Genomic DNA, 26,800 nt, shown 5'->3' on the forward strand with positions numbered 1-26,800 from the left:
AAGACGTACTCCTTCGTATTTATTTTTATTTCTTGTCCTGAGAAATTAAAATAACCAATATGACTTTAAAGAATTTTCTTATAGATTTGTGTACTGAAATTTTAAAAAAAGCAACTATGAAAAAAATTTTTGGTTTATTAACCTTGTTTACATTATTATTAGCAGGATGTTCATCTGATAGTGAAGGATCAAATGAAGGTTCAGGAACCTTTATAAAATTTACTGTAAATGGTCAAAACTACAATTATGAACCGGAAACGATCAGCAGTAACAAAACATTAATCCAAGGATATGCAGGTAGTGATACTACTTTAAAGCGAATTTCTTTATGGTTGCCTAATGATGTTAGTACAGGCACTTATTCGGTAACAGACACTCCATCTGATTTAGACACTTACAATGCAGCTTATTCTTCTGAAGGTGAGTCTATCAACATGGACGCAACATCCGGTACAATTACCATTACATCCATTACTGAGGACTATATTGTGGGAACCTTTTCTTTCAGTGGCGATAATGGAGGATCGACATTAACGATTACAAATGGTCAATTCAAGGCCGATAGAATCGTATTATAATTCTCAAAAAGGTTGGCACTATGTCAACCTTTTTTTTTAGGGTATACTATCCAAAAAAGAAATCATCTACAGAACTTTTGTAACTTTAGGTTTTAAAAAAATAGCGTCATGAATACAAAAACATTTTTTCTGATAACCCTTATACTGATGAGTATACTACCATTACAAGCCCAGCTAAAAACCGTTCCTTACACCGATGGTGAACAAAAACTGGAAGGCCTATTGGCGCAACCCAAAAAAGGACAAAAAAACAAAGCCGGCGTATTGCTATTACCCGCTTGGATGGGAATTGATGACAATGCGAAAGAGAACGCCATAGAATTAGGAAAAATGGGATACATTACCCTTGTAGCTGATATCTATGGTGTTGATAAAAGACCTCAAAACACGACAGAAGCCGGACAAAAAGCGGGGTACTATAAGACCAATTATACTGAATACCAAAAGCGCATTCAACTCGCTTTAGACGAACTTATAAAAGCAGGAGCCAATCCAGATAAGATTGCTGTGATTGGCTATTGTTTTGGAGGCTCAGGAGCGATTGAAGCGGCAAGAGGCAATTTCAAAGTACAAGGTATTGTTTCTTTCCATGGTGGTTTGGGAAGAGATGCAACAAGAACCGTAGCACCTATCCAACCCAAAGTTTTAGTCTTACACGGAGCCGATGATTTCTATGTTCCGGAAGCCGAAATCAAAGCGTTCCAAGAAGAAATGAAAAAAGCCAATGCCGACTGGCAAATGATTTACTATGCGGATGCAGTACATGCCTTCACACATAAAAACGCAGGTAATAACAAAAGTTCGGGTGTGGCTTATAATGAAAAAGCAGCAAGACGTTCGTGGGAAGCCATGAAGCAATTCTTCGCTGAGATTTTGAACTAAAAGAAATAAGGGAACTTCTTATTGATTCTATCCAAAATCCACCAGAACAGTACAGCGGTGAGGCAAACCAAAAAGTACTTCACCACAATATAACCGAAGGTTTTTTGAGGTAGGATTTCATAGACCAATCGAATGGCGTATGGATGCGTAAGATATATCCCTAACGATAAAGTAGCACTGACAGGAGCATCCGAAAAGGATGCTCTTTCTTTTACGATACTAAAGGTTAACATGCTTAACAGCGGTAACACCAATAAAAAATCCATGGCCTTCACTTTAAAGTGATAATACAAAGCCACTTCAATTAACAAGACGATCCATAAAAGAGCGTAGTATTTGGTTATCTTCGAAACAAATGGCTGCCAAGAATCGTATAAAGTTCCCACGAGCATCATTGGAAAGGCAAAAAACAAAAAGTTACGACTTGTTCCCATTACTGCATAAACAAACTGAATGTTCAGGTATCGGTGTAAAGCATCCGATTGGATTAAAAGCTGAAATACAAAGCCAATAGTCAAAAGAAAGATTATTACCATCCATTTGAAACGGATTACACTATTTCGGATACTATACAACAATCCTACAGCAATAACAGTAGCCAGTAAATACCACAAATGCCAATATCCGTAGACCAGTTTTAGGATCATATCGGTACGTTTGAACCATCCCAAATGATAAAACCGAATCAAATCAGGCAGGTAAAGCAACTGCCATATAACATAGAGCAACAAGATCCGTTTGGAGTATTTTAGCAAATACGAGGCATCATTCAATTTGTTGCGTAAAAAATAGCCTGAAATCAAAAAGAAAGTAGGCACCGCAATACGTGTAATCCCACTGGCAATTTCAAACGAAATCAAACCCTCAATCCCTTTGAGTTTTGTTACAGGGAACATATGTAAGGCAATAACCAAAAAGGCCAGAACGATTTTTAAAAGATCAATGTTATTATTACGCATAAGGCAAAAATAGTAAATTGGTTTGTTAGATTGTTCGACTTTCTGGAATTCAAATTCCAAATCCCAATCTTAAAATCTCAATCTCAAAATTCCAATCTCAAAATCTCAATCTCAAAATTCCAATCTCAAAATCCCAATCTCAAAATCTCAATCTCAAAATCTCAATCTCAATCTCAAAATTCCAATCTCAAAATTCCAATCTCAAAATCCCAATCTCAAAATCTCAATCTCAAAATCCCAATCTCAAAATTCCAATCTCAAAATTCCAATCTCAAAATTCCAATCTCAAAATCTCAATCTCAAAATCTCAATCTCAAAATCCCAATCTCAAAATTCCAATCTCAAAATCTCAATCTCAAAATTCCAATCTCAAAATCCCAATCTCAAAATCTCAATCTCAAAATCCCAATCTCAAAATTCCAATCTCAAAATTCCAAAAAAAAATAGAGAATATATCTTTTGCTCGACTGCATCGTACAAAGTGACTTCTTTTCTTTTGTCTTGACATCTCGTCTAATGCCGAGACTTCATAGTCTACTCCTAAAAACTAACTCATTTTTTACTCTTTTCTTTTGTCTTGACACAAAAGAAACAAAAAGTCAAGGCTTCGATTCTCGGCGGTCCAATTTCATTTCGAATCCTAAAAGAAAAGAACTCATCTCGTCATGACTGACGAGACTCAAACAGCTTTTCTTTTTACGGATTCTTCAATGATTGGAACCTCGCCTGCGAATCTGAGGCCGAAGGGGATGACGTAATAGGAATCTAAAAACGAACTATTTTTCATGTTCTTTTCTTTTGCCTTGATGCAAAAGATCAAGACTACATAGTCTACTCCTAAAAACTACCTCAGTACTGCGTTGCGTGACCCGAACCGCTCGTCGTGCTTTCCTTTCTTTTTTGTCTTGACACAAAAAAGAAACAAAAAAGGTCAAGACTGCATAGCCTACTCCTAAAAACTAACTCAGTACTGCGTTTCGTGACCCGAACCGCTCGTCGTGCCTCCTCGACTACGCGGATCACTCTCACTGCGTACTTTCGTTGTTTTTGACGGAGTATCCTATGAGGTCGGGTTGGGGATTTCGGTACGGGAGTGATGGAAGTAAAAACACAAATTTTTTTAGTTCCTTTTCTTTTGCCTTGATGCAAAAGAAACAAAAAATCAAGACTGCATAGTCTACTCCTAAAAACTACCTCAGTACTGCGTTTCGTGACCCGAACCGCTCGTCGTGCCTCCTCGACTTGTCTTTTCTTTTTTGTCTTGACACAAAAAAGAAACAAAAAAGGTCAAGACTGCATAGTCTACTCCTAAAAACTAACTCAGTACTGCGCTTCGTGACCCGAACCGCTCGTCGTGCTTTCTTTTCTTTTTTGTCTTGACACAAAAAAGAAACAAAAAAGGTCAAGACTACATAGTCTACTCTTAAAAACTACCTCAGTACTGCGCTGCGTGACCCGAACCGCTCGTCGTGCCTCCTCGGCTACGCGGATCACTCTCTCTTCGTACTTTCGTTGTTTTTGACGGAGTATGCTATGAGGTCGATTGGGATTGCGGTCTGGGAGTTATGGTAGTTAAAAAGTAGTGTGCGGAAACCATAACTTAGCGTGCATTTGATACTATTGAGCGTGCGGATAAAATAATTTATCGTGCGGATGGTAATTGTAAGCGTGCGGAAGCCCTAATGTATCGTTCGTTTGGTAATGGTGAGCGTGCGGATGCCCTAATATATCGTGCGGATGGTAATGGTATGCGTGCGGATGCCATAATGTATCGTGCGTTTTGTAATTGTAAGCGTGCGGATGACATAATGTATCGTGCGTTTGGTAATGGTAAGCGTGCGGATGCCATAATGTATCGTGCGGATGGTAATTGTAAGCGTGCGGATGACATAATGTATCGTGCGTTTGATAACGGTAAGCGTGCGGAGGGAATAATTTACCGTGCAGTACTAACTACTCACAGAAGGGTATAAAAAAACCTTGCAACTGAGCGGAAAAAATGAAATGCTGCAAGGTATTAATTTAAATAGGTTACATTATTCTGCTACGTTCCTGAATTTTATGGCGTTTACCTGTTTGAATTCAGTGCTGTTTGCCCCGTAGGCTGATTTGACGTATTTTTTTATTTCCAGTGCGGTGTCGACCAATCCGTTGTTGTCGTCGTAAAGGGTTTTGTTTCTTGCATTTCTAGCATTACGGACTACTGCATGGGCAATGGAAACATCGTTATTTCTTTCGAGTAGTTCGCTTTGTTTGGCTGTGAGTGTCACGATTTTGAGTTCGGTTTCATTGGGATTGTAACTTTCTTCCGATTCCAAAACCGTGATTAAATTCCTGAAATGCTGGATTTGCAAGTCGTATGACTGTTGGCTCGCACTAATGGTTAGCGGAGCGGGTTCGTTTTCATTTACCTGCTTAACAATTGCGGACGCTCTTTGTCCCTGTAGCTTGCGATTAAATCCTTTGGCATCGTCGACCATTTGTTTTGGAGCATCGGATACTGCGAGTGCGTTAACCAGTCTTGTCGAGAGTTTTTTCAGGTCTTCAAAGGCAATGAACCGTTTGTTGACGGCATTGTTGTACTGGGTGTTTTTTACGGAAACATTTATTAGGCTTGTTTGTGCATTTGTGGCGATGGTGTTAAGATTGGGGATTTTGAGGCTGGCTCTTGCCGGATTGTACTCAGGCCCATAGGTGCTGATTACGTTTAGCAGTTGCTTGAAGTTGGCTACATTTTTTGTGTGACCGGTTTCTGAATTTGTTTTCATGATTTAAAAGTTTTGATTGTTGATTGCGCAATGTCTTTCATTGCGTCTTGCTATTTGACGGAAATACCTTACAAATGGTATGCCAAAATTTAGACTGCATAGACTGCTTAGATTTTTAGACTGCTTAGATTTATATCTTGAAATGAAGGTATTACGGACAACTGTGAGAGTTTGTGGCTTCGATACTTCGACAAGCTCAGTAACCTAGGCTCAGCCACCGATTGATGATTAAAAGATTTTTTGATTTTAGTGTGGCTTCGAGAACCTCAGCCACCACGCTACTTCGACAAGCTCAGTAACCGAGGCTCAGCGACCGATTGATGATTAAAAGATTTTTTGACTTTAGTGTGGCTTCGAGTGCCTCAGCCACCACGATACTTCAACAAGCTCAGTAACCGAGGCTCAGCCACTGGGATGAAAAACGAGTAGAACTACGTAGTGATTTGTAGGTGTAATTGTAGAAATTGCGACAAGAATACCATGAGGAATTATTTTGCTTCAGGAAGGTTTGTTTGTCTTTCTGATAAAGATGGTTCAAGAGGCATAGCCTTCTGTGGTGGAAAAACCATTAAGAGATAAAGGGTATTGGCCGATTTGTAAAAAATTTCCTCTATATTTGAAAAACGCTACTTTGTAGCGGGTATACACCCTAAATTAGATGTATAGCTATGAAATTGCGGGTATATACTAGTTACCTGTAATGCATTAACCCCAAGTAAAATGAACTTCCTCGAAAAATGTAGAGATACAGCTGAAAAAATTGACTTTACAGAAACAGAAAATTATTTTACCGAATTATGCGCCGTAAAAAAAGGAAAAATTAAATCTACAATTCCAACAATAAACGGTATTGAAATCGAATTTGGTAAAGATGCCGAGTGGTTTTCTTATAAAACTGAAAGAATTAATTTTTGCGAAAACCCATCACAATATCAACATACAAACTATGGTATTATTGATTCGTTTGACATACAAGTTGACGAAAGAGAATACAAGTTGCCGTATGGTGCAAAGACAAGCAGTTTCAGCCTTAAGTTGATGGAATTATCTGGGCAAATATCTAAAATTGAACATAATTTCTCCGATGAAAAAACTCATTACTTCCGAGCAATCTTACCTTTAGATAAATATGCAAAACCTCCTTTGAAATACTTTTTAGGAAGAGGAATAGTAAACGGAGAATCATTAAAAGTGGCAGGATATGTCGATTTAAAGATTAATGAAAATGTCATTGGATTTTATGATTATGAAATCAATAAAAAAGAATACATAATTATTGACTGTAAAACGAAAGTAAAATATGAATTGTTTGAAGATATTGTCGAATCCATTTTACATCCATTTGCATTGATTAGTGGAAATCTAATAAGAGAAAGCATCACAATTTTAAAATTTAAACAAGAAGATTTTTCAAATATTATTGGCTTTAAATTCAAAAAATTAGATGATAGTATAGTCAGTTTGCTAGAAATATATAACCCAGACTTACACAAAGATTATTTTGATTTAAAGGAAACATTTTTTTTCCCTACCGAGATATTTTCAAATCTCTGTCAACTATCATATAACTCAAAGCCTTTATTAAGAGCCATACGAACTTTAACGCAAGCAAGAAATCAGCCTGTGGAAATTGAAACAGCTGCTTACTTCATAACTTTGGAAACAGTAAAGCAAATCATAATAGAAGAAAATGAAGATAAAATTTCCCCTATCAAAGACAAAGCTTTTGCAAAGTACATTGTTAGACAACTCAGAGCAATTATAAAACCTCTAGCAGAAGAAAATTTTAACGACAAAAATGCCGTTATTAGAAAGATAGAAAACATCAACGGTATTGCAAATGCTGATGGTTTCAATCTGGCCTTTCAAATAATGGGAATTCAGCTTACAAAAGATGACCAAGAGTGTATAAACAATAGAAACAAATTTTTGCATGGTAGTATACCGTTTGACCATGATACAAAAGAAAACCGAAGAAAAGAATTGTCAAAAATAAACTTGAATGCTCACCTAATTACGTGTGCGTTAATTTTGAAATATGCCGGATATAGCGGACCAATCAAAAATTACCTGAAATACCTAGATTTGATAAATAATTTAAAATCCATAAATCAGCCGTTGTTCAGAACAATATAAATGCACTACAGGTAACAGCCGTAACTGTTGCACAACTACCATTTTTTCAAAATAACTCCAAAACATATAGTATAAAACCTCATTTAAAGTGATTTAGACGAGGTTTTATTTTTACCTCACTGCTACAACTTCAAAATTGGAATGGCTCACAATCAGGCTTTTCAAATCTAAAAAAGAGAGTTTTAAAAAGTACGCTGCTCACTTTCTTTACGATTGCGTTTTCTTTGTTGTATTATTAAACTACGAAAATTCGCCTTTTTAAACTAATTGTTTTGGTTATATTTGGGGAGGTTTGTGAGGTTTTTCATAGACTGATGTTATGTGCAAGGCTAAAAGAAGATACTAAGATAAATTATGATTGAAGAAAAATTTGAGAGATTACATGATTTACAAAATAAATGTTTAAATGAGGTTATACTTATTTACAATTATGAGCTTAAAAACAATAATGGTGTTTCTCACGTTGCTCATTATTCAGCTTCAATAATAACTAGAGCTAATTCATTAATAAAAAGTTTTGAATTGCTTTTTAATGATAAAATTTACTCTACTGCAATATCACTTATCAGGTTGCAAATCGATAATTGTTTGAGATTATATGCTATAAGTATTTGTAATCCTATTTTACTTTTAACAGAAGTAGAAAAAGGTATTTCAATCAGAGATATTAAAGACCGAGACGGAAAGAAAATGTATGATAGTTATTTAATATCCAAGCTAGATGATATTTTACCGAACTTTAAATCTTTATATGAAGAAACTTGTGGGTTTGTACATTTTTCATTTGAACACTTAAACTTGAATAATAAAAAGTATGAAGAAAACGGTAAAGTAAATGTAGAAACTTTAATAGGTAATGAATTTGAAATTTCCGATTCGGATAAAATAAAATATTTGGAATATATGATTACCGCAACATATAACTTATATCGATTAATTTATAGTTATAGATATGATTCTCAAAATATAAAATAATACAAGCCTAGCCCATAACCGCAGTAACTGTTGCACAACTACCATTTTTTCAATATAACTCCAAAACATATAGTATAAAACCTCATTTAAAGCAATTTAAAGGAGGTTTTATTTTTACCTCACTGCTACAAGTTCAAAATTGGAATGGCTCACCATCAGGCTTTTTATATCTAAAAAAAGAGTTTTAAAAAGTACGCTGCTCACTTTCTTTACGGTTGCGTTTTCTTCGTTGTATTATTAAAACTACGAAAATTCGCCTTTTTAAACTAACTATTTTTGTTATATTTGGGGAGGTTTGTGAAGTTTTTTCACAGACTGACGTTGTGTGCTATTTTAACAGAAAAACACTAAAAATGAGAACAATAATCATATATACTATTTTTTCTTTTCTATTTTTTTCTCAAAATGGATTTTCACAAGCATGCGGTGGCGGAAAATTATCTTTTAATATTTATACACTAAATGGTATTGAAATAGATAATTTTGATTATGAGATATTTCCTGTTTCAAAAGAACTTCTTCGGGAAAAATTCTATCAGAAAGTTGTAAATGAAGTAAATCTTGACAATCCAAATTATTATCTTTTTCAAAAAATCAATGCAAGTGGTGGAATTATTATGGAACAATATGCTAAAGAAATTATTGAAATTAATAATGAAAAACTAAATAGTGATTTGAAAAAAATGATAGATTTAAGTAATATAACTCAAACCGGAAAAATTAAATCTTCAATAACTTTTAACACATTTGAACTAACCAATTTTCCGATTATTTTGAAAATTAGTCATAAAAAGAAAACTATTTATATTTTGGGTAATTATTTCGGTGGCTGTGATAGAGAAGCATCATTGGTTTGGAATAATGGATACGGCAAATTGAATTAACTATTCATTAAAACTAAAAACAGCACACAACAGCGGTAACTGTTGCACAACTACCATTTTTTCAAAACAACTCCAGAAAAGCATCCTAACAAAACTCTTTTAAAGTGATTTAAAGGAGGTCCTATTTTCAAACCATTTCCTTATCATGGTGCTTTTCTTTTTAAAGGAAGTATTTTGGTTATATTTGGAAAGGGTTTGTGAAGTTTTTTAACAGACTGACCTTAGCAGCAATTTTTAAAACTCCAATAATCTATAAATTATGAAACCTAAAAAGCTATTTTACACCATATTCATTTTTATGATGAGCCTAACTATAACTGCTCAGGAATACAAAAAAGTAATAAAAAATGAATTTAATGAATATATGACATTTATTGAAGCCAAAAATTTCAAAAAGGCATTAGATTTTGTTCTCCCAGAATCTTTTCAAATTATTCCAAAAGCGCAATTATTGAAATTGTTGGAACAATCTTATAATGATCCATCCTATAAGATTGAATTTAAAAACTCTACAATATTTGACATTGGTGATGTCCAAAAATTCGGTAAAAAATATTATTCACTATTAAATTATTCCACTCAAATGGATATGAAAATTATGAATACAAATGATTTAACAGCTGAAGGAAAAAAAACACTAATTGATCATACCATCTCAGTTTATCAAAAAGTTTACGGTGCGGACAATGTTAGATATAATAGTGGAACCGATTTTTTTGAAATTATTATTCAACGCCCCGTTTATGCAATTTCTAATGATGGTAAAATAAATTGGAAGTTTCTCGTAGTAGAAAAACAACAAATGTCTATGCTTGAAAAATTGTTACCAAAGGAACTTATAGATAAAATATAAAACTTCTGCCAAGGCAGTAAGTAACTCTTACGCAACTCCTCTATTTTCAAAACAACTCCAGAAAAGCAACCTAGTAAAACTCTTTTTCAACTATGTAAAGGAAGTATTTTGGTTATATTTGAAGGGGTTTGTATATGCCTTCACAGACTGAGGTTGTATACTATTTTAAGATACAAACTACAATTAAGATGAGTGAATTACTGAGACAACAAATAGAAAAAATTACACCTCTTACAGACAAGGAATTTGAGTATATCCTTTCTCACTTTACCACCAAAAAATTAAAGAAACATCAATATTTGGTCCAGGAGGGTGATTTTGTTCAGAATGACCATTTTGTAATCAATGGTCTTTTGAAAGCATACTATGTCAATGAGGACGGCAAAGAACATATTATGCAGTTTGCTACGGAAGATTGGTGGGTTACCGATTATCAAGCGTATTTTAATGAAACCAATGCCACCTTAAACATTGATTGTCTTGAACCAACAGAAGTGCTATGTTTATCACTTCATAACCGGGAGAAACTTTGTGCAGATTTGCATAAAATAGAGCATTTCTTCAGAAAGAAATCCAATGCTGGTTATGTAGCGTTGCAACGTAGAATACTTTCTTTACTCAATAGTAATGCTAAAGAACGATATGAGCAGCTTCTACAACAATATCCAACCCTTTTTCAAAGAGTCCCAAAAACCCTAATCGCTTCTTATTTAGGTGTTTCAAGAGAAACCCTTAGTCGACTTACATCATAGTGTGATGTATGTCACATCAAACTTGTGATTTATCTCCTATGTCAAGATTGGCATTGTTCCGAATTTTGTATCATCACATTACATGAATGATTAACAATGAATGATTAACAATGAACAAAGTATTTAAAAACATCTTGGAAGGAATTATGGTAATTGCAGTTTGCACCATTTTTCTTGGATTAAATCAAGCAACTGCACAAACTTTAAATTCAAAAAAAATGAGTAAGAAAATTTTATTTGTGGTAACAAGCCACGACAAATTGGGAAAAACAGGAGAAGCAACAGGTTATTATTTGGGTGAAGTAACTCATCCTTGGGCTGTATTGGTTGATGCAGGTTACGAAATTGATTTTGTAAGCCCAAAAGGAGGTAATCCCCCTTATTACGGAGCCAACCAAGAAGACCCAATTAATCAAAGATTTTTAGCTGATACTAAATATCAAGCTAAAATTCAAAATACGATGAAACCATCGGAAGTCAATCCTTCTAACTACTCTGCTATTTTGTATGCCGGAGGACATGGCACGATGTGGGATTTTGCAGATAATGTAGAACTTGCTGCTATTGCACAGAAGATTTATGAGAACAATGGCATCGTAAGTGCTGTTTGTCACGGTCCAGCTGGCTTAGTAAACATCAAATTAAGTAATGGTAAATACTTAATTGACGGCAAAAAAATTAATGCATTTACAAATGAAGAAGAAATAGCTGTAAAACTAGAAAACGTAGTTCCATTTAGTTTAGAGACAAAACTAATTGAACGTGGAGCAAAATTCGAAAAATCTGGATTATGGCAACCTCATGTAACAGTTGACCAAAGGGTGGTTACGGGTCAAAATCCACAATCTGCTCATGGTGTTGGTGAAGCGGTACTTAAGGAACTTCAAAAACTATAAGTCATTTCAAAATCCTATGAGGCAACAAATAAAGTTGCCTCTTTTTTTCATCAATAACAGTCATCGTAAAAAGTATTTCTCACTTCGCCATTATTTACTCAGACAATCAAATCTCTGAACACTTTTAGACTCAAATTTTAGGATTGGAAATTATAAATGAAGTTTACAGCACTGAATGAAAATCCAATATAGTTGATTTAGCTTTGAATAATATATTATTGAATTCTATTCTTTTTCTGATCTCTCTTTACCCCAAACAAGAAAAAATTAGTTTCTATTTGAAAAGGTACTTTTTCATAAACTGATGTTAGCCGTTATACAGTGATTGAAAAGAAATTACAATGTTTCGATTCCAAGGTTTTGAATATACTTTTTTTAGTAGTAAGTAATTCCAGAAACTAGTAACGTTTTAGAATAGCGAAATCGATGCAATGGATTTGGAAATACTTCAGTTTATCGTACTTTTAGTCCTAAAAAACAAAACACAATAGCATCGTTGCAGGACCACTTCAAAATGAAAAAACACTTAGTACTCATTTATACCGTTCTCATTGGTTTTTTCGTATCCAGTTGTAGCGTTACAGAGTCTGATACTGAAAGTTATATAGCACGATTTTATGAAAATAAGATAGTTTTTGAACGGTTAGTACAAAAAGTCAATGAAGACCAATATGCACTTTCTACAATTGGCCATTCTATCAATAAATCCAAAGTACATCCTGGCATCCAAGAGGACATCGAAGATTTAGAAATTGCTACTCTTCAGCTTTCCACTACTGATTGTCATGGCATAACTCAAACTGAGTTGAGTGTTAATTGGACTACCCATGCTACGGTTACCTTTATTAAAAGCAAGTGTCCTTCCATCGAAACTAAAAAAGGGTACCATTCTAAAAACCAAATGATTGAAGTTTGGGGGCTTGGAGAAGGTTGGACCATGATGATTGATTATGATTTTATCTAAAAAAACGACTATGAAAGTCTATTTCACCCTTTTTATTCTTCTACTGTATTCGTGTACCACCAAGTCGACCGATAATTCATCCGAGGTCGTTTCTCCTACAGTAACCAAACCTACCGATACACTGCCTACAGATTCGGTTACTGCAATGGATACCCTCGATGCTAGTGCAGAAATTATTGAGCATTTTGTAGACAGTGTGCATATTGGCCGAAAAGGGCAATCGAAAATTGAATTGATCAAGCATCGGGTACTGGATGACTGTTATGTTATTGTCAAATTTTACACTAAGGGGCCGAAGTATTGGTTTATTCAAAACACCTATTTCTATGAATGCACAGCATTAAGTAGTTTGGAACCTAAATTTTCTGACTATACTAATGATGGATTGAACGACATTACTTTTATTTCGGCTACGGCAGCCCGCGGTGCGAATGAAGTGAGACGACTTTTTGTATATGACGATACCAAAAAGGAATTGGTATCCATTGTCAACTCCCAAGACTTCCCAAATATGAAATTCAACAAGCAACTTAACTGCATTGATGCCTTTTTGGTTCATGGTACATCCACTTGTGTTTTTGCTAAAATAAACAAAGACAGCTTGCAACCTTTTGCCTATGTCTACAATGATGAAAACTTTCACACTGTTTCCCTAGTGGACAAAAACAAGGAAATCAAAACCATAAAAAAAATCAAAAGTAAAGGTGCCTATGTTCGTTTTAAAAACTTTAACCCGTTGGAGGAATATCCTGAAGAATGAAATGACATTTTTGGTAAAGCAAACGGATAAGAAAACAAAGAAATTCATAACTTAGTTACTTTGGTTACTTCACTGGATTGAATCAAAAAAACATTAATTTACACTTTACATCAACAAATTCAAACACTATGCAACCTAAACATTCCATTCTTATACTTCTCGGGCTTTTCATGTTGAGTGTTGCACTATTCGTTTCACAGCACTATTCGATTTCAGATTCTACCAAAGGTTTCCTGCATGGTATAGCATTGGGTATGCTTTTATTGTCTTTTGGAATGAATCGGAAACAACACACTAACAAATCAAAGTAAATTCATCACACATTTTCTATTGCCGATAGCTCTATAGTTAATTATCGAAAGACATCCAAACCATCATGAGACTACTTTTTTCAATTTTCATTACCACACTCCTTTGTTCCTGCGGGCAAAAAAGCAATACTTCCAAGAGCAAAAACATAGAGAGTGATACTACAGCAACTGAACATGTTGTAACATCCACAGAGGCTAAGGTTTCCCCAGACGTTTCTACAACACAATGCGAATACAACAATCCTGTTTCCGATTTGGGCATTGGATTAGTCAAAGTTCCTTCAAAATTGGTCATTTATGATGATCCATTGTTAACGAAGCTTTATACTAAGCGAAATATGGAGGAAGACTATGATGCCATGGGATTCTGTACCAAATTTTTCAAGCCCGATTATGGCATCATGCACTTTGTATGTCTTGGGATGACCAACAAAGCCTATAAAATATTGATTAACTACTCCGATGTGAAATACCTACCTAAAACCAAAGAATTCGAGTTTACAACCTGGAATGACTACATCTCATCCTCTTTTGGAATAGGTCGAAGAAGCGTTGTTGAAGGAGTTGACTATCAGCCATTGCGAACGAATCCTGAAGTCACTTCTGATACCCTTTCCCTTCCAAAAGGAAACGAATTATTTTGTCCTATGGAAATCAAAGGCGATTGGATCAAAGTAAAATATGATTGTTTTTATAATAATAGTGACAATCCTTATGAAGGAGAACCCTGTTCACAGTACATTGACCAATGTAAAAATCCGTTAACAGGTTGGTTGCGTTGGCGACAAAAGAATGAATTATTGATTTCCATTTATTTGATGCCTTAAAATCGTTACTATTCTTGTAGAAAGTAAATTTCAACTACTTTGGTTACTTAGTAGACAGTCCTTTTTTATGGCTTTTTTGGAAGCGCTCCACGTAATTTTCCAAATCTTCAAACGACACGTCCAAATCATCGAGGAGGATTTCGTGAATAGAATTGGTCATTACTACAAGGTAATCACTAAAACTTCTCCATTCCCTTCTTCGAACGACATATATTCGACCTACGGCATTCCAGTCGAAATAACCGTATTCGCTGGCTATGATTCCTTTCTCGTTGAGTACAATAACGGGAAGCGTTAGCGGTAGTTTACTACAATACTGGTACAGCCTATAAATACCAGCTATAATGATGGCGTAACCAATATAGAAATGCAAGTCGGTATATACCGTTATAATTCCTGTAGCCGTTACAGCAGCACCTATCAAAATCTGCCCTACCAATTTCCACTTAGAGTAAAAAATTTTCACTTCGGAAGGCACAGCATCGGAATTGTTATCTTGACTAACCATTACAAATGTTGCTCTAGGTTATACTTTGGAAATCGTTCTATTTAAAAAGCAATTGTCTTCTTGCCTCTCCTACTACAAACGCAACAGAATTGGCAATATTGTAGCTTCTGATTTTATCGGTCATTGGAATTGTGAGATGATTCTCGAACCGTGCTAAAACTTCCGGGCTTAAGCCAACGCTTTCTTTTCCAAACACCAACCAATCCCCTTCTTGAAATGCTGCTTCATAGTAGGATTTATCCGCTTTCGAACTAAACAAAAACACTCTTGAAGTATCCGGAATCTGGCTTATCCATTCGGATACTGTATCGTATTCTTTCCAGTCTAAATGCACCCAATAATCCAATCCGGATCGTTTTAGGTTCTTGTCGGTAATTTCAAATCCGTACGGTTTGATTAGATGCAGGCGGTTTCCGGTACCTACGCAAAGACGGCCAATATTACCGGTATTATTTGGAATTTCAGGTTCTACTAAAACGATATTCAACATATTTGGACTTCTTAGATGGTTAGATTATTAGACTTCTTAGATTTCTTAGATTTCTTAGATTGTTAGACTATTAGATTGATAGACTATTGGATTGTTATATATTAAAATTTTCTACTTCCAGGACTTCGCCCGCTTTCAAATCATGTAAAGTAACAGTACCTACACGTACACGCACTAAGCGTAAGGTTGGAAAACCAACAGCTGCGGTCATTTTACGCACTTGGCGGAATTTCCCTTCGGTAAGCGTTATGGATACCCAGCTGGTAGGACCATGACGTTCATCGCGAATTCGTCTTCCTGCCCCAATGTATTCCGGCAAAACACTTATTGCATGGGATTCACACGGTTGGGTGGTATACCGAATCCCTTTGAAACCAATTTCTACCCCAGCTTTCAATTTTTCTATGGCTTCTTGTGTAATCACACCATCAACCTGAGCATAGTATTCTTTTTCGATTGTTTTACTGCGCACCATCTCACTCATCATTCCATCGGTGGTCAACAATAACAAACCCTCCGAATCTTCATCCAAACGACCAATAGCCATGGTCCCTTCGGGAAAATCGAACAATTCACCCAATTTCTTCTTTGGGCGTTTTTTTTCGTAAATAAACTGACTCAAATACCCGTGGGGTTTGTGCAAAATAAAGTGGCGGTGTTTCATAATCTTTTGCAAAAATAAGGCATTCTGTAGAAAACATCAGTACTTTTATTACTCCTAAATGAATGGCTATGGAAAAGCATTTTGAATTTACTGACGCTGAATTTATACAACAACTTTCGTATTGCACCTTACCTGCTGCACTATTCAGCCATGAAGCTCATTTGCGTTTGGCTTGGATTCAGCTCCAACACAATGACGTAGAACAAGCGATTGACATCATCAGAGCGCAGATTCAAAACTATGCAGCCTCACTCGGAGCCAAAGACAAATACCATGAAACCATTACTGTGGCTAGTGTAAAAGCGGTAGCCTTTTTTATCCAAAAAACGCAGAGTACTACATTTTTAGAATTTGTTACTCAAAACCAGTCGTTAAAAACCCATTTCAAATCCTTGTTGGCCACCCATTATTCGACAGATATCTTTCAATCGGAGGAAGCGAAAAAAACATTTCTGAAGCCGGATTTGGATCCGTTTGAATAAAGTTTCTTCCTCGATTTCCATTTTTTCCAATAACATTTATTGTTTACTTTTACAGTACAAAAATAAAATCCATGTCAGTAACCTTACTCCTATTAGCCTTTATCACTTTTGTTATTGCATTAACCATAGGAATTTTCATTGGGAAAGCGCTTTCTTCGGCCAATTCTAAGTCGGAAAAAGCCTCATTGGAAGAAAAAATCAATGGATTGTTGGGGCAAATCGAGCAATTGAAACAACAATTCCAAACCGAAAGAACCCAATGGGAAAATCAGTTCTATCAAAACACCACTGAAAAAGAGAGTATCCGAACCGAAAAGGACGCCATAGCGATTCAATTGGCAAAAAAAGAAATCGATTTTGACAATTTACTGGAACGCAATAGAGAGCAAAAACAAGAAGTAGAGCAGCTACAGGAGAAGTTCACCAAAGAGTTCGAAAACTTAGCGAATAAAATACTTGAAGAGAAGACTACCAAATTTACGGAACAGAACAAAGAAAACTTAAAAAACATACTTTCACCTTTACAAGACAAAATCCAATTGTTTGAGAAGAAAGTGGAAGACACACATAAGGAAAGTATTGATTATCATGCCGCTTTACGTCAGCAAATCTTAGGATTGAAAGAAATGAATGCACAGATGAGCAAGGAAACTTTAAACCTGACGAAAGCATTAAAAGGCGACAGCAAAATGCAAGGAAATTGGGGCGAATTGGTATTGGAACGCGTATTGGAAAAATCAGGATTAGAGAAAGGAAGAGAGTACGAAGTGCAGCAAAGTTTTGTTACCGAAGAAGGCAACCGCGTGCAACCCGATGTCGTTATTAACTTACCTGATGGCAAAAAAATGATTGTCGATTCTAAAGTTACTTTAACCGCTTATGAGCGTTATACCAATGAAGAAGACGAAGACAACAAAGCACAATATCTGAAAGAACATGTTACTGCATTGAAACGCCATGTAGAGCAATTGAGTGAAAAAAACTATCAGGATTTGTATAAAATTGAAAGTCCGGATTTCGTATTGTTATTCATTCCAATTGAGCCTGCGTTCGCATTGGCACTCAATGAAGATGCGACATTATACAACAGAGCTTTCGAGAAGAACATCGTTATTGTCACGCCTTCTACTTTATTGGCTACATTACGAACCATTGACAGTATGTGGACCAATCAGAAGCAACAAGAAAACGCTTATGAGATTGCACGACAAGCTGGTGCATTGTATGATAAATTTGAAGGTTTTGTTTCCGATTTGATTAAAATTGGCAAACGTATGGATGAAGCCAAAGCCGAATACGGCAATGCCATGAACAAACTAGTGGAAGGAAAAGGAAATCTAGTTACCAGTGTAGAAAAACTGAAGAAAATGGGTGCGAAAGCCAAAAAATCGCTTCCGGAAAGTATCATCAACCGTGCAGAAACTAACGAATTATCACAATAATATGCTACGTAAAATCATCATTATCGGGATTCTAACACTTATCCTAGGAGTAACAGGCTATTTTACTGTATTTTATTATGCGACCTATAGCGAAGGCGATCAAACAGGACAGTTGGTAAAATTCAGTCACAAAGGCTATATTTTCAAAACCTGGGAAGGAGAAATTTCGAAGGGAATTTACGGCACACAGGTATTCAAATTCTCGGTAATGGATAAAGATGCCGATGTAATCCGTCAATTGAGAGCGTTACAAGGGCATTATGTAAAAGCCACTTATATTGAGCGCTACAAGACATTTCCTTGGTGGGGTGACACGAAGCATTTCATCATCAAAGTCCAAGAGGAAAAACAGCCGCAACATTTCAACAATTAATTGGGCGTTACCACAAGAGTCGAGATTTCCGTTCTTTATGGCAACTCGGGTTAATTTCTAACGCAAAAACATCCTATTATGGCCTATCCATTCAAAACCGTAAAATCATCGAAAGTAGTTATCTCGGAACTGATGCTACCGTCGCATACCAACTTCAGTGGAAAAATTCATGGAGGGTATATTTTGTCATTGCTTGACCAGATAGCGTTTGCCTGTGCTTCTAAATTTTCGGGGCATTATTGCGTCACTGCCTCTGTTGATACTGTCGATTTTCTGAATCCTATTGAGGTAGGTGAATTGGTGACTATGCGTGCTTCTGTGAACTATGTTGGAAAAACATCGATGATAGTCGGCATTCGGGTTGAAGCAGAAAATATTCAAACCGGGACCATTAAGCACTGCAACTCCTCTTACTTTACAATGGTAGCCAAAGACAAAACCGGCAACAATGTTCCTGTACCCGGATTGATTTTATCAACAGATGATGATATTCGTCGTTTTTGGAATTGCATCAAAATGATTGCCAACAAAAAAGACAAAAAAAATCACGAAGAAACCTTTGATTATAAATCGGATGAAGCTTTATCCGAATTAAGCAAACACAACGTTCAGATGGACATTTTTTAAAAATCAAACTACAATAGATACAAAAACACATTACATGAAAAATTCTCTTTTACTTTTATTCGCCTTCTTCACATTTTCATTCACTTTTGGACAAGCGCCGAACAAAAACAAAAAAGCGGTCATTACTACTGCCATTTACTGTGATCATTGCAAAGAGTGCGAAACCTGTGGTAAAAACTTTCAGGCCAATATGCTTAAGATAAAGGGATTGAAAATGTACGAGCTGGACGCAACAAAAATGACGATTACCGTTTACTACAATGAGCAGAAAACAAATCTTCAAGCTATCAGAACCGCAATATCGAAGTTAGGTTATGATGCTGATGACGTGAAAGCAGATCAGGCAGCTTATGAAAGATTGGATGGTTGTTGTAAAAAATCCTAGAACACCCTTACTAGGTTAAATCCGAAAAAGATATCGCCTTTTCCCCAGTTTCCGGTGGTATTACCCAAAAATCCAGATTCATGAATGCCTTGCGAATTGGTAAAATGCATCTGAAAGACATGTCCGCCGGTTTCAACATCAACCCCAATAGATAAAGGATTTCGGAAAGGAGAAGAAGAAGAGCGGTTCAAATGAGGAACATAGTCTGCATTTATGGAAACCCTTTTCGAAATTTTATACCTTCCTCCCATTCCTAGTGCCAACTGGCTGTTGGATTGAGCATCATCTACCACAAAATTTTCGTGAAAATAAGTTGGTGCGATTTCTAGAGATAGATTTTCATTACATTTCCTTGAGATCAATAGTTGGTTGACAAAAATCAATCGATTATTGAAAGACATTTTAGGATAATTCGACTCTTTCAGTTGATTGTTGCAACCGATACTATGAAACCCTACAATGGTAAAGGGAAATCGATTTTCCTGTTGAGAGGCTATTCGATATTTGGCACTAAAATCATAGGCTTGTTCACTTCTTGCTGCGGCTACAGAAAAACCATCGGTCCATCCGTAAATAAATTTGATTTGAGTTACGGCATTATCCAAACCGAAGAAACCCTCCACTCCTTCTTTAACTGAGGCAAAACGATGAGCTATTACAAGATACAGTTCCTTTTTTCCTAACAGTTTCGTCGATTCGAGATTTACAATTTTCACCGCTTTAAAAGCAGCAGATGCTTTACCTCCTGTGTCTACAGAATCGATTTGGGAAAGCAAATCATCTTGTGAAAACACAGTTTGCGTAAAAAAGAAGATGTATAGTATCAACAAATACCTCATATACAATTAATCGATCACAATTGTTCTTGTGGCGTTACCATAGTCTGATCTAAGAATCATAAAATAAGATCCAGAGGTCAAATCCGCGGTATAGATTTTATTTTCTATGGTTGAAATTTGTTGTTGCTTAATCAATTTACCAACAGCATCATAGACTTTAACTTCCGCTTTACCTATGGTTTCAGGAAGTTCTATAGTAAAAAACTCTTTAGAAGGGTTTGGGTACACCTTTACTGATTCCAATGCGAAATCATTAGCTCCTAGTGTTAAATTGGCTGTAATTGTACCACAATTCCCTCCTCCATGATAGGTAATCACTGGTGAGTCTATGCTTCTGGCAAATATCACATTCAATGGTTGAGCTGCAGCCGGAAAAGTATAATCAGTTCCTTGAGTAGCCACTCTAGCCCTGGTCATCACTACAGTTCTTTCCCCTGCAACAACTGTATTCGAAGAAAGTGTCCAATTTTGAGTATCTGTTGGTGGTGTTACTCCAATCCCGTTAAAACTTCTATCGGTGATACTTGTTCCATCAAAAATAATCACATCTTTGCCGGTATTATTCATTGACGTCGCATCAAATCCTATACCTAGCCAACTTGTGTCAGGTCCAACTAATGTAACTGTAACCGTAGAAGAAGTCACATCTATTTTGCCGGAATAATCCCCAAAGAAAGTCATATTGCCTGTAGAATAGGTTTGCGCAAAAAGCCCACCTATCGAAAGCAATACCATTAACAACGTAAGTACTAGTTTTTTCATATTACTTGGATTTTAGTATTTGTATTAGTTTGTCATCATCTGCAATGACAGCATAATCAAAAGGTGTTTTCTTTCTACTATCTGTCAATTCGGTATTAGCGTGATACGCCATTAAAAGTGCAGCAATTTCATACAGCTTAAAATTAACCGCATAATGTAAGGCTGTCGTTCCGTTTTTATCGGTTAGATTAGGGTCAGCACGATTTTCAAGAAGCATTTTAACGATTGCCACATCATTTTTTACGGTTGCAGCCATAAGTGCTGTTCCCATAGCACTTGTATAATTAATGTTTTTCACTTTATTCATCAGAAAAACAGCAACATCATAATTTCCTTTATAGCATGCAATAATTAGTGGGGAATTTCCATCTTCATTTATCTGGTTGACTGCATCTGGGCTTTGGTTCAACAGAGCTTTCATTTTGTCAACAGTTCCGGTTCGGGCAAGGGCAAAAATATCCGATTGAGAAAACGTTTCGATTGAGCTCAATAACAAAATCAGTACTACTATACAAATATATTTGCTCTTCATTTTCATTAGAAATCTTACTCAAATTTAACACTAATTTTATTATTTTATCACTAATTTGAATTAATTTTAATGAAATTTTAATTCAATTAGAAGTTTATGAAGAAAACATTCAGTTTACTTCTTTTGACACATTTAGTAGCTTGTGTTAACGATAGCGAGTCTGATTTAACGAATCCAGTACCTGAGAAGATTTCTTACGTTCAAGACATTAAACCCATCATAGAAAACAACTGTTTATTTTGCCATACCAATCCACCCCAAAACGGCGCCCCTATGTCTTTAGTTACCTTACTAGACGTAAGAAATGCGATAGAAAACAGAGGATTATTAGATCGCATCTCAAGACCTCAAGGCTCAGATGGCATGATGCCTAACGGAGGCACTAGATTACCTCAAACTTCAATTGATATAATTATTAAATGGAGAGATGACGGTTTTTCCGATTAAGTACTACAACCTTAAACTAGTAATTATGAAATTGCAACACTTACTACTCTTTTTACTGATTACGTTTACCACACTCACCATAAGTGCCCAGGAAAAAGTGATTACCAAAACCGGCACAACCACCTTTGAAGCTTCTGTACCCTCTTTTGAAGAAGTTAAAGCTACCAATAAAAATTCGGGATGCGTTTTAAACACGAAAACCGGTGAAATCGTTGGGCTAGTTTTTATGAAAGGATTTCAATTTCGTTTGGCTTTGATGCAAGAGCATTTCAACGAAAATTACATGGAAAGCGACAAATACCCGAAAGGGGTTTTTAAGGGAAAAATTTCCAATTTCGATTTTAGTCAACTCACTTCTCAAAAGCAAGAATATACAATTACTGGAATCATGGAACTCCATGGCCAATCAAAGGAAATAAGTATCACTGCAAAAATTGCCAAGAACAACAACGTTGTCCTTTTAAGTTCCAACTTCAATTTGAGCACTGATGATTTTGGTATTGAACTCCCAGCATTAATCCGAAGCAAGGTTGCTAAAAAGGTTAATGTTACGCTAGATTATAAATTAGAATAATTTTAAAGCAACACTTTTTCGAACGAATTCAGCTTATCAACATTTAGTATGGTTTTGTTGTTGTGGCTATTTTCGAACATCTGAACAAATTTTGCCCCATAAATAATTTCATCGAAAACATAGGAAGTTCGTATTGCCACCGTATTGCTAAACATTTCATCAAAAGCTTTCACAAACAACAAAAGTTCCCCTTTGGTCTTTTTAAAATCTTCTTCTGTAAAACCGTACAATGGGCTTTCCTCGGTTATAGGATGCACTAAGGTCCAACTAAGTGTCAAGGCGTTAATTTTATCATATTCCAGATCCAAAGTAAAAAACCGATTGAACTCCTGACCATTTTCATTGACTCTCATTCCGAGTGTCACTTTGGCTTCTGCATCGGTCAGATTTGTATTTTTATAGGGTGTGATACGCATCATTAAAGCTTTTCCTTCCTGAAATGGTGCGATAATGGCATTATCTGAAAAAAGAATATGCGCTTGTGGCTTACTAAATCTTCCGTAAAACAAACCCGTTGCAATTGCAAAACTCAACAATCCAGACAGTGCTTCAACAGAAGCTACAAAACTCGCCCAAAAGCCACTTGGACTGATGTGACCATAACCTACGGTAGTAAAAGTTTGCACACTAAAGAAGTACGCTTGCCCAAACTTTTCCAATGCGGTGTCCGCTACAATTCCATTCAAGTGTTCTACCCCGATAAAATAATAAATACCAGCGAATAAAAAATTGACAATCAAATAAAAAATAAATATAGTAATCATAAATTTCCATCGTGGAATATTGAGCATAGTATGGTACCAACTGGTTCGTTCCATAAATCCAATTCCTACTTTTTGGATATTTGCACTTCCATCCTTATTGATGAAACGTCCACCGTAATTCGCTGCATTAGTACCGAAACCGGTATGCTTATTTGCCTTTTGTTTTTTCGTTTTTTTTAAAACCGCCATAACTGTTTGCCAATATTATTGTAAATTTAGGCAATATTTTCTCCTTAAAAAATTAAAATGAAAGCCACGAAATTATTTGCCTCTTTTTTTGAAAGCGAAAAAACCGGAGGAGTTATCCTCCTTATCTCTACTCTTATTTCTATAACTCTAGCCAATTCCTCAATTGGTGAAAATTACATTCATTTTTGGCATACCAAAATAGGCAGTATGTCGGTTGAACACATCATCAACGATGGTTTAATGACCATTTTCTTTTTATTGATCGGACTTGAACTTGAACGAGAAGTCTATATCGGAGAGTTATCCAATATACGCAATGCCATGTTACCCGTTATGGGCGCTTTGGGAGGAATGTTGGTACCTGCATTCATCTACTATCTATTCTGTCATGATACACCCTATCAAAATGGTATAGGAATACCCATGGCTACTGATATTGCTTTTGCCATAGGTATTTTGTCGCTTTTAGGAGACAAAGTCCCTATTGTTTTAAAAGTTTTCTTAACCGCATTAGCCGTTATTGATGATTTGGGAGCAATCATTGTTATTGCCTTATTTTATTCCAAAGACCTAAACGTCCTATCACTTTCGATTGCTTTAGGTATTTTTGGTATTTTACTAATTCTCAACAGACTAAAAGTATACCAATTATGGCTTTATCTTGTTTTAGGTGCCGCCATGTGGTATTTTATGTTGAATTCTGGTGTTCACGCTACAATTACAGGAGTATTATTAGCCTTTGCCATTCCGTTTCAGAATGGAGAAGAAAACTCCATTTCCTATCAATTGGAGCACAAACTAACCAAACCTGTAGCTTTTCTGATTCTTCCCATTTTTGCTTTAGCCAATACCGCTATAGCCATTAATTTGAACGACCAAGACACACTTCCCTTATATGCATACGGTATAATTGCTGGATTAGTCATTGGAAAACCGTTGGGCATCACTTTATTTTCTTTTACTGCAGTACAATTAAAATTAGCGCGATTGACCCAAGGACTTAGATGGCCTTCCATTTTTGGTGTAGGAATTTTGGGTGGTATTGGTTTTACCATGTCAATTTTTGTTACGCTTTTAGCTTTTACTGATACAGCAGTCATTAACAATGCAAAATTATATATCATTGTCGCGTCTCTAATAGCGGGTATTTTTGGATTACTCGCTTTAAAAGCAGTACTAAAGAAAAGTGAAAATACATAATTCCATAAAAAAACTCCCGGTTAATAACCGGGAGTTTTTTTATGGAATTGATTGCAATTATCTCACAACCACTTTGAACGTATATTGCTTACCCGGAATCAAATCTGCTGTACTCAATTCTTTATTGTTCAAGATAGCTTTTACATACCCTTTAAAATCTTTATCGGAGGTTCTCACATCCAATACAATTATTTCGTTATCTGAATTCACCGTAAAAATCACATTCACTGATTTTTGTCCTTCAATTCCATCTTCACCAATTGCTTCATATAAATAGGCTGTAATTTCCTTTATCGCTTTTGGAAAATCCTCTACAGGAGAAAATCCATTAGCAAATACCATACTTGTACTCATTAAGAATACTAAAATTGAAAATTTCACTGCTTTTTTCATTGTGTGTCTTTTTTTATTTGATTACGAGGCAAAATTACTTTGAAGAACTAAAAAAAACTACTGCTAATCAATTACTTAAAGTAAAGATAACCTTACAAAACACATCAAAAAAGACAGAACGTAAAACATTGACACTACTTCAAAACCAAAAAAGAAACAAGCCAATTATTCTTACTAATTTTGTTAAAACATAATAAAATATCAAAAATCACATCATAACATTAGCATAACATTGCGAATAATTCAAATCAGATGATTCAAACAAAACAAAAAAACCCAAGCTTACGCTTGGGTTTTGTTCAATAAATATTCTTTTATTTACGACAACGCTGCTTTAACTTGATCCGCTGCTTCTTGGAATTGAACAGCAGATAAAATTGGCATACCTGAATTATCGATTAATTCTTTTGCGATTTCAGCATTGGTTCCCTGTAAACGAACGATGATAGGCACTTTAATTGCATCACCCATGTTTTTGTAAGCATCAACAACACCTTGAGCAACACGGTCACAACGAACGATACCACCAAAAATGTTGATTAAGATTGCTTTCACGTTTGGATCTTTCAAGATAATACGGAAAGCTGTCTCAACACGTTTAGCATCAGCAGTTCCTCCAACGTCTAGGAAGTTAGCCGGCTCGTAACCCGCATATTTAATTAAGTCCATCGTAGCCATTGCTAAACCAGCACCATTAACCATACAACCTACAGTTCCGTCAAGATCAACATAGTTTAATCCTGCTTCTTTAGCTTCTACTTCAATTGGACGCTCTTCAGTGATATCACGCATTTCAGCCAAATCTGTATGACGGAATAAAGCGTTATCATCTAAAGAAACTTTAGCATCAACTGCCATGATTTTATTGTCTGAAGTTTTCAATACTGGATTGATTTCAAACATAGAAGAATCAGAACCGATGTAAGCATTGTATAAAGCAGCAACGAATTTCACCATTTCTTTGAAAGCTTCCCCAGATAAACCTAGGTTGAAAGCAATTCTTCTTGCCTGAAAACCTTGTAAACCTACCGCAGGATCAATTTCTTCAGTGAAGATTAAATGTGGTGTGTGTTCCGCTACTTCTTCGATATCCATTCCACCTTCAGTAGAATACATAATCATATTACGACCTTTACCACGGTTTAATAAAACCGACATGTAAAATTCTTTAGTTTCACTTTCTCCAGGATAGTATACATCTTCAGCAACCAAAACTTTGTGTACTCTTTTACCTGTTGGAGGTGTTTGAGGTGTAATCAAATCCATTCCGATGATTTGTTCAGCGATTTCCTTAACCTGGTCTAAATTTTTAGCCAATTTAACTCCTCCACCTTTCCCACGTCCACCAGCGTGAATCTGAGCTTTAATTACATGCCAACCTGTACCTGTTTCAGCTGTAAGTTGTTTCGCTTTTGCAACCGCTTCTTCAGCGTTATTTGCTACATAACCACGTTGCACGCGCACTCCGTAGCTAGCTAATATTTGTTTTCCTTGATACTCGTGTAAATTCATAATAAAGATTTTGACTTATTTAAAAGTGCCACAAAAATAATAAATTCCTTAACAATAAATGCAGTAGTCCAC

At 35.8% G+C, this 26,800-nt stretch carries 31 protein-coding genes; 20 read left to right on the forward strand and 11 right to left on the reverse strand.

Going from position 1 to position 26,800, the window contains the following annotated elements:
- Positions 1 to 116: 116 nt before the first annotated feature.
- Both ACFO7M_RS00285 and ACFO7M_RS00290 read left to right on the forward strand, forming a co-directional pair.
- Positions 117 to 578 carry a hypothetical protein gene (locus ACFO7M_RS00285; protein WP_379715125.1) on the forward strand — a complete coding sequence of 154 codons (462 nt, stop codon included), beginning with the start codon at positions 117 to 119 and terminating at the stop codon, positions 576 to 578.
- 108 nt (positions 579 to 686) lie between these two features.
- The gene (locus ACFO7M_RS00290; RefSeq protein WP_379733329.1) at positions 687 to 1,460 is read left to right on the forward strand and encodes a dienelactone hydrolase family protein; all 774 of its coding nucleotides are present in this window, start codon (positions 687 to 689) and stop codon (positions 1,458 to 1,460) included.
- Here ACFO7M_RS00290 and ACFO7M_RS00295 read toward each other — a convergent pair.
- Positions 1,457 to 2,419, reverse strand: coding sequence for an acyltransferase family protein (locus ACFO7M_RS00295; RefSeq protein ID WP_379733331.1), 963 nt, complete (start codon positions 2,417 to 2,419; stop codon positions 1,457 to 1,459). The two genes, ACFO7M_RS00290 and ACFO7M_RS00295, sit on opposite strands and share 4 nt — an antisense overlap.
- A gap of 2,036 nt (positions 2,420 to 4,455) precedes the next feature.
- Complete coding sequence (locus ACFO7M_RS00300) at positions 4,456 to 5,187, reverse strand: hypothetical protein (protein ID WP_379733334.1); 732 nt, start codon at positions 5,185 to 5,187, stop codon at positions 4,456 to 4,458.
- A gap of 720 nt (positions 5,188 to 5,907) precedes the next feature.
- Between ACFO7M_RS00300 and ACFO7M_RS00305 the strand changes: the two genes are divergently transcribed.
- The 10 genes from ACFO7M_RS00305 (at position 5,908) to ACFO7M_RS00350 (ending at position 14,545) form a co-directional block, all read left to right on the forward strand.
- Positions 5,908 to 7,323, forward strand: a complete 1,416-nt coding sequence (locus ACFO7M_RS00305) for a hypothetical protein (protein WP_379733337.1) — start codon at positions 5,908 to 5,910, stop codon at positions 7,321 to 7,323.
- A 354-nt stretch (positions 7,324 to 7,677) separates the two neighbouring features.
- Positions 7,678 to 8,298, forward strand: a complete 621-nt coding sequence (locus tag ACFO7M_RS00310) for a hypothetical protein (protein ID WP_379733340.1) — start codon at positions 7,678 to 7,680, stop codon at positions 8,296 to 8,298.
- 353 nt (positions 8,299 to 8,651) lie between these two features.
- Positions 8,652 to 9,182 carry a hypothetical protein gene (locus tag ACFO7M_RS00315; protein ID WP_379733343.1) on the forward strand — a complete coding sequence of 177 codons (531 nt, stop codon included), beginning with the start codon at positions 8,652 to 8,654 and terminating at the stop codon, positions 9,180 to 9,182.
- A 259-nt stretch (positions 9,183 to 9,441) separates the two neighbouring features.
- Positions 9,442 to 10,035, forward strand: coding sequence for a hypothetical protein (locus ACFO7M_RS00320; RefSeq protein WP_379733345.1), 594 nt, complete (start codon positions 9,442 to 9,444; stop codon positions 10,033 to 10,035).
- 188 nt (positions 10,036 to 10,223) lie between these two features.
- Positions 10,224 to 10,787, forward strand: coding sequence for a Crp/Fnr family transcriptional regulator (locus ACFO7M_RS00325; RefSeq protein WP_379733348.1), 564 nt, complete (start codon positions 10,224 to 10,226; stop codon positions 10,785 to 10,787).
- Positions 10,788 to 10,897: 110 nt separating this feature from the next.
- The gene (locus tag ACFO7M_RS00330) at positions 10,898 to 11,683 is read left to right on the forward strand and encodes a type 1 glutamine amidotransferase domain-containing protein (protein WP_379733351.1); all 786 of its coding nucleotides are present in this window, start codon (positions 10,898 to 10,900) and stop codon (positions 11,681 to 11,683) included.
- Between the two features lie 514 nt (positions 11,684 to 12,197).
- Positions 12,198 to 12,647: a hypothetical protein gene (locus tag ACFO7M_RS00335; RefSeq protein WP_379733354.1), complete on the forward strand. Its 450-nt coding sequence runs from the start codon at positions 12,198 to 12,200 to the stop codon at positions 12,645 to 12,647.
- Positions 12,648 to 12,657: 10 nt separating this feature from the next.
- The gene (locus ACFO7M_RS00340; protein ID WP_379733357.1) at positions 12,658 to 13,407 is read left to right on the forward strand and encodes a hypothetical protein; all 750 of its coding nucleotides are present in this window, start codon (positions 12,658 to 12,660) and stop codon (positions 13,405 to 13,407) included.
- A 128-nt stretch (positions 13,408 to 13,535) separates the two neighbouring features.
- Complete coding sequence (locus ACFO7M_RS00345; RefSeq protein WP_379733360.1) at positions 13,536 to 13,718, forward strand: hypothetical protein; 183 nt, start codon at positions 13,536 to 13,538, stop codon at positions 13,716 to 13,718.
- A 65-nt stretch (positions 13,719 to 13,783) separates the two neighbouring features.
- Positions 13,784 to 14,545: a hypothetical protein gene (locus ACFO7M_RS00350; protein ID WP_379733363.1), complete on the forward strand. Its 762-nt coding sequence runs from the start codon at positions 13,784 to 13,786 to the stop codon at positions 14,543 to 14,545.
- Between the two features lie 43 nt (positions 14,546 to 14,588).
- Here the strand turns inward: ACFO7M_RS00350 and ACFO7M_RS00355 are convergent, their stop codons facing one another.
- From ACFO7M_RS00355 to ACFO7M_RS00365, 3 genes are all read right to left on the reverse strand, one after another.
- Positions 14,589 to 15,053 (reverse strand): hypothetical protein, encoded by a 465-nt coding sequence (locus ACFO7M_RS00355; RefSeq protein ID WP_379733366.1) that lies wholly within the window; start codon positions 15,051 to 15,053, stop codon positions 14,589 to 14,591.
- 37 nt (positions 15,054 to 15,090) lie between these two features.
- The gene (locus tag ACFO7M_RS00360; protein WP_379733368.1) at positions 15,091 to 15,543 is read right to left on the reverse strand and encodes a tRNA (cytidine(34)-2'-O)-methyltransferase; all 453 of its coding nucleotides are present in this window, start codon (positions 15,541 to 15,543) and stop codon (positions 15,091 to 15,093) included.
- Between the two features lie 94 nt (positions 15,544 to 15,637).
- On the reverse strand, positions 15,638 to 16,207 hold the full coding sequence (locus ACFO7M_RS00365; protein WP_379733371.1) for a pseudouridine synthase: 570 nt from the start codon (positions 16,205 to 16,207) through the stop codon (positions 15,638 to 15,640).
- Between the two features lie 68 nt (positions 16,208 to 16,275).
- On the opposite strand from ACFO7M_RS00365, the gene ACFO7M_RS00370 reads away from it, so the two are divergent.
- From ACFO7M_RS00370 to ACFO7M_RS00390, 5 genes are all read left to right on the forward strand, one after another.
- Positions 16,276 to 16,689 (forward strand): hypothetical protein, encoded by a 414-nt coding sequence (locus ACFO7M_RS00370; protein WP_379733373.1) that lies wholly within the window; start codon positions 16,276 to 16,278, stop codon positions 16,687 to 16,689.
- A 71-nt stretch (positions 16,690 to 16,760) separates the two neighbouring features.
- Positions 16,761 to 18,131, forward strand: coding sequence for a DNA recombination protein RmuC (gene rmuC / locus ACFO7M_RS00375; protein WP_379733376.1), 1,371 nt, complete (start codon positions 16,761 to 16,763; stop codon positions 18,129 to 18,131).
- Between the two features lies 1 nt (position 18,132).
- Positions 18,133 to 18,504 carry a 6-phosphogluconate dehydrogenase gene (locus ACFO7M_RS00380; protein ID WP_379715164.1) on the forward strand — a complete coding sequence of 124 codons (372 nt, stop codon included), beginning with the start codon at positions 18,133 to 18,135 and terminating at the stop codon, positions 18,502 to 18,504.
- Positions 18,505 to 18,582: 78 nt separating this feature from the next.
- Positions 18,583 to 19,131, forward strand: a complete 549-nt coding sequence (locus tag ACFO7M_RS00385) for an acyl-CoA thioesterase (RefSeq protein WP_379733378.1) — start codon at positions 18,583 to 18,585, stop codon at positions 19,129 to 19,131.
- A gap of 34 nt (positions 19,132 to 19,165) precedes the next feature.
- Complete coding sequence (locus tag ACFO7M_RS00390) at positions 19,166 to 19,516, forward strand: cation transporter (protein WP_379715168.1); 351 nt, start codon at positions 19,166 to 19,168, stop codon at positions 19,514 to 19,516.
- Here the strand turns inward: ACFO7M_RS00390 and ACFO7M_RS00395 are convergent.
- The 3 genes from ACFO7M_RS00395 to ACFO7M_RS00405 are packed head-to-tail and all read right to left on the reverse strand — an operon-like array spanning position 19,513 to position 21,649.
- Positions 19,513 to 20,310, reverse strand: a complete 798-nt coding sequence (locus ACFO7M_RS00395) for a DUF5777 family beta-barrel protein (RefSeq protein ID WP_379733381.1) — start codon at positions 20,308 to 20,310, stop codon at positions 19,513 to 19,515. The genes ACFO7M_RS00390 and ACFO7M_RS00395 overlap by 4 nt on opposite strands.
- A 51-nt stretch (positions 20,311 to 20,361) precedes the next feature.
- Positions 20,362 to 21,117, reverse strand: coding sequence for a T9SS type A sorting domain-containing protein (locus ACFO7M_RS00400; protein ID WP_379733384.1), 756 nt, complete (start codon positions 21,115 to 21,117; stop codon positions 20,362 to 20,364).
- Position 21,118: 1 nt separating this feature from the next.
- A complete protein-coding gene (locus ACFO7M_RS00405; RefSeq protein ID WP_379733387.1) occupies positions 21,119 to 21,649 on the reverse strand; it encodes an ankyrin repeat domain-containing protein in 531 nt (176 codons plus the stop codon).
- 96 nt (positions 21,650 to 21,745) lie between these two features.
- On the opposite strand from ACFO7M_RS00405, the gene ACFO7M_RS00410 reads away from it, so the two are divergent.
- A complete protein-coding gene (locus ACFO7M_RS00410; RefSeq protein WP_379733390.1) occupies positions 21,746 to 22,096 on the forward strand; it encodes a hypothetical protein in 351 nt (116 codons plus the stop codon).
- Positions 22,097 to 22,121: 25 nt separating this feature from the next.
- Positions 22,122 to 22,670: a YceI family protein gene (locus ACFO7M_RS00415; protein WP_379733393.1), complete on the forward strand. Its 549-nt coding sequence runs from the start codon at positions 22,122 to 22,124 to the stop codon at positions 22,668 to 22,670.
- 2 nt (positions 22,671 to 22,672) lie between these two features.
- On the opposite strand, the gene ACFO7M_RS00420 is transcribed toward ACFO7M_RS00415, so the two are convergent.
- Positions 22,673 to 23,623, reverse strand: a complete 951-nt coding sequence (locus ACFO7M_RS00420; RefSeq protein WP_379715180.1) for an ion channel — start codon at positions 23,621 to 23,623, stop codon at positions 22,673 to 22,675.
- 57 nt (positions 23,624 to 23,680) lie between these two features.
- Between ACFO7M_RS00420 and nhaA the strand changes: the two genes are divergently transcribed.
- Positions 23,681 to 24,823, forward strand: coding sequence for a Na+/H+ antiporter NhaA (gene nhaA, locus ACFO7M_RS00425; protein WP_379733396.1), 1,143 nt, complete (start codon positions 23,681 to 23,683; stop codon positions 24,821 to 24,823).
- Positions 24,824 to 24,880: 57 nt separating this feature from the next.
- Here the strand turns inward: nhaA and ACFO7M_RS00430 are convergent, their stop codons facing one another.
- Both ACFO7M_RS00430 and sucC read right to left on the reverse strand, forming a co-directional pair.
- Positions 24,881 to 25,216 (reverse strand): hypothetical protein, encoded by a 336-nt coding sequence (locus tag ACFO7M_RS00430; protein WP_379715184.1) that lies wholly within the window; start codon positions 25,214 to 25,216, stop codon positions 24,881 to 24,883.
- 318 nt (positions 25,217 to 25,534) lie between these two features.
- Positions 25,535 to 26,728: an ADP-forming succinate--CoA ligase subunit beta gene (gene sucC / locus ACFO7M_RS00435; RefSeq protein WP_379715186.1), complete on the reverse strand. Its 1,194-nt coding sequence runs from the start codon at positions 26,726 to 26,728 to the stop codon at positions 25,535 to 25,537.
- Between the last annotated feature and the right edge of the window lie 72 nt (positions 26,729 to 26,800).

The organism is Flavobacterium sp. GCM10023249 (assembly GCF_042653365.1).
Lineage (GTDB): Bacteria > Bacteroidota > Bacteroidia > Flavobacteriales > Flavobacteriaceae > Flavobacterium.

What these genes read in the sequence shown, in the direction of transcription:
- ACFO7M_RS00320 (WP_379733345.1), top strand. Translation starts at nt 9,442, where the DNA reads ATGAAACCTAAAAAGCTATTTTACACCATATTCATTTTTATGATGAGC.
- ACFO7M_RS00290 (WP_379733329.1), top strand. Translation starts at nt 687, where the DNA reads ATGAATACAAAAACATTTTTTCTGATAACCCTTATACTGATGAGTATA.
- ACFO7M_RS00385 (WP_379733378.1), top strand. Translation starts at nt 18,583, where the DNA reads ATGGCCTATCCATTCAAAACCGTAAAATCATCGAAAGTAGTTATCTCG.
- ACFO7M_RS00420 (WP_379715180.1), bottom strand. Translation starts at nt 23,623, where the DNA reads ATGGCGGTTTTAAAAAAAACGAAAAAACAAAAGGCAAATAAGCATACC.
- ACFO7M_RS00300 (WP_379733334.1), bottom strand. Translation starts at nt 5,187, where the DNA reads ATGAAAACAAATTCAGAAACCGGTCACACAAAAAATGTAGCCAACTTC.
- ACFO7M_RS00355 (WP_379733366.1), bottom strand. Translation starts at nt 15,053, where the DNA reads ATGGTTAGTCAAGATAACAATTCCGATGCTGTGCCTTCCGAAGTGAAA.
- ACFO7M_RS00410 (WP_379733390.1), top strand. Translation starts at nt 21,746, where the DNA reads ATGAAGAAAACATTCAGTTTACTTCTTTTGACACATTTAGTAGCTTGT.
- ACFO7M_RS00350 (WP_379733363.1), top strand. Translation starts at nt 13,784, where the DNA reads ATGAGACTACTTTTTTCAATTTTCATTACCACACTCCTTTGTTCCTGC.
- ACFO7M_RS00315 (WP_379733343.1), top strand. Translation starts at nt 8,652, where the DNA reads ATGAGAACAATAATCATATATACTATTTTTTCTTTTCTATTTTTTTCT.
- ACFO7M_RS00405 (WP_379733387.1), bottom strand. Translation starts at nt 21,649, where the DNA reads ATGAAGAGCAAATATATTTGTATAGTAGTACTGATTTTGTTATTGAGC.
- ACFO7M_RS00310 (WP_379733340.1), top strand. Translation starts at nt 7,678, where the DNA reads ATGATTGAAGAAAAATTTGAGAGATTACATGATTTACAAAATAAATGT.
- ACFO7M_RS00335 (WP_379733354.1), top strand. Translation starts at nt 12,198, where the DNA reads ATGAAAAAACACTTAGTACTCATTTATACCGTTCTCATTGGTTTTTTC.
- ACFO7M_RS00430 (WP_379715184.1), bottom strand. Translation starts at nt 25,216, where the DNA reads ATGAAAAAAGCAGTGAAATTTTCAATTTTAGTATTCTTAATGAGTACA.
- rmuC (WP_379733376.1), top strand. Translation starts at nt 16,761, where the DNA reads ATGTCAGTAACCTTACTCCTATTAGCCTTTATCACTTTTGTTATTGCA.
- ACFO7M_RS00285 (WP_379715125.1), top strand. Translation starts at nt 117, where the DNA reads ATGAAAAAAATTTTTGGTTTATTAACCTTGTTTACATTATTATTAGCA.
- ACFO7M_RS00365 (WP_379733371.1), bottom strand. Translation starts at nt 16,207, where the DNA reads ATGAAACACCGCCACTTTATTTTGCACAAACCCCACGGGTATTTGAGT.
- sucC (WP_379715186.1), bottom strand. Translation starts at nt 26,728, where the DNA reads ATGAATTTACACGAGTATCAAGGAAAACAAATATTAGCTAGCTACGGA.
- ACFO7M_RS00325 (WP_379733348.1), top strand. Translation starts at nt 10,224, where the DNA reads ATGAGTGAATTACTGAGACAACAAATAGAAAAAATTACACCTCTTACA.
- ACFO7M_RS00370 (WP_379733373.1), top strand. Translation starts at nt 16,276, where the DNA reads ATGGAAAAGCATTTTGAATTTACTGACGCTGAATTTATACAACAACTT.
- ACFO7M_RS00360 (WP_379733368.1), bottom strand. Translation starts at nt 15,543, where the DNA reads ATGTTGAATATCGTTTTAGTAGAACCTGAAATTCCAAATAATACCGGT.
- ACFO7M_RS00345 (WP_379733360.1), top strand. Translation starts at nt 13,536, where the DNA reads ATGCAACCTAAACATTCCATTCTTATACTTCTCGGGCTTTTCATGTTG.
- ACFO7M_RS00390 (WP_379715168.1), top strand. Translation starts at nt 19,166, where the DNA reads ATGAAAAATTCTCTTTTACTTTTATTCGCCTTCTTCACATTTTCATTC.
- ACFO7M_RS00305 (WP_379733337.1), top strand. Translation starts at nt 5,908, where the DNA reads ATGAACTTCCTCGAAAAATGTAGAGATACAGCTGAAAAAATTGACTTT.
- ACFO7M_RS00295 (WP_379733331.1), bottom strand. Translation starts at nt 2,419, where the DNA reads ATGCGTAATAATAACATTGATCTTTTAAAAATCGTTCTGGCCTTTTTG.
- ACFO7M_RS00415 (WP_379733393.1), top strand. Translation starts at nt 22,122, where the DNA reads ATGAAATTGCAACACTTACTACTCTTTTTACTGATTACGTTTACCACA.
- ACFO7M_RS00400 (WP_379733384.1), bottom strand. Translation starts at nt 21,117, where the DNA reads ATGAAAAAACTAGTACTTACGTTGTTAATGGTATTGCTTTCGATAGGT.
- ACFO7M_RS00340 (WP_379733357.1), top strand. Translation starts at nt 12,658, where the DNA reads ATGAAAGTCTATTTCACCCTTTTTATTCTTCTACTGTATTCGTGTACC.
- nhaA (WP_379733396.1), top strand. Translation starts at nt 23,681, where the DNA reads ATGAAAGCCACGAAATTATTTGCCTCTTTTTTTGAAAGCGAAAAAACC.
- ACFO7M_RS00380 (WP_379715164.1), top strand. Translation starts at nt 18,133, where the DNA reads ATGCTACGTAAAATCATCATTATCGGGATTCTAACACTTATCCTAGGA.
- ACFO7M_RS00330 (WP_379733351.1), top strand. Translation starts at nt 10,898, where the DNA reads ATGAACAAAGTATTTAAAAACATCTTGGAAGGAATTATGGTAATTGCA.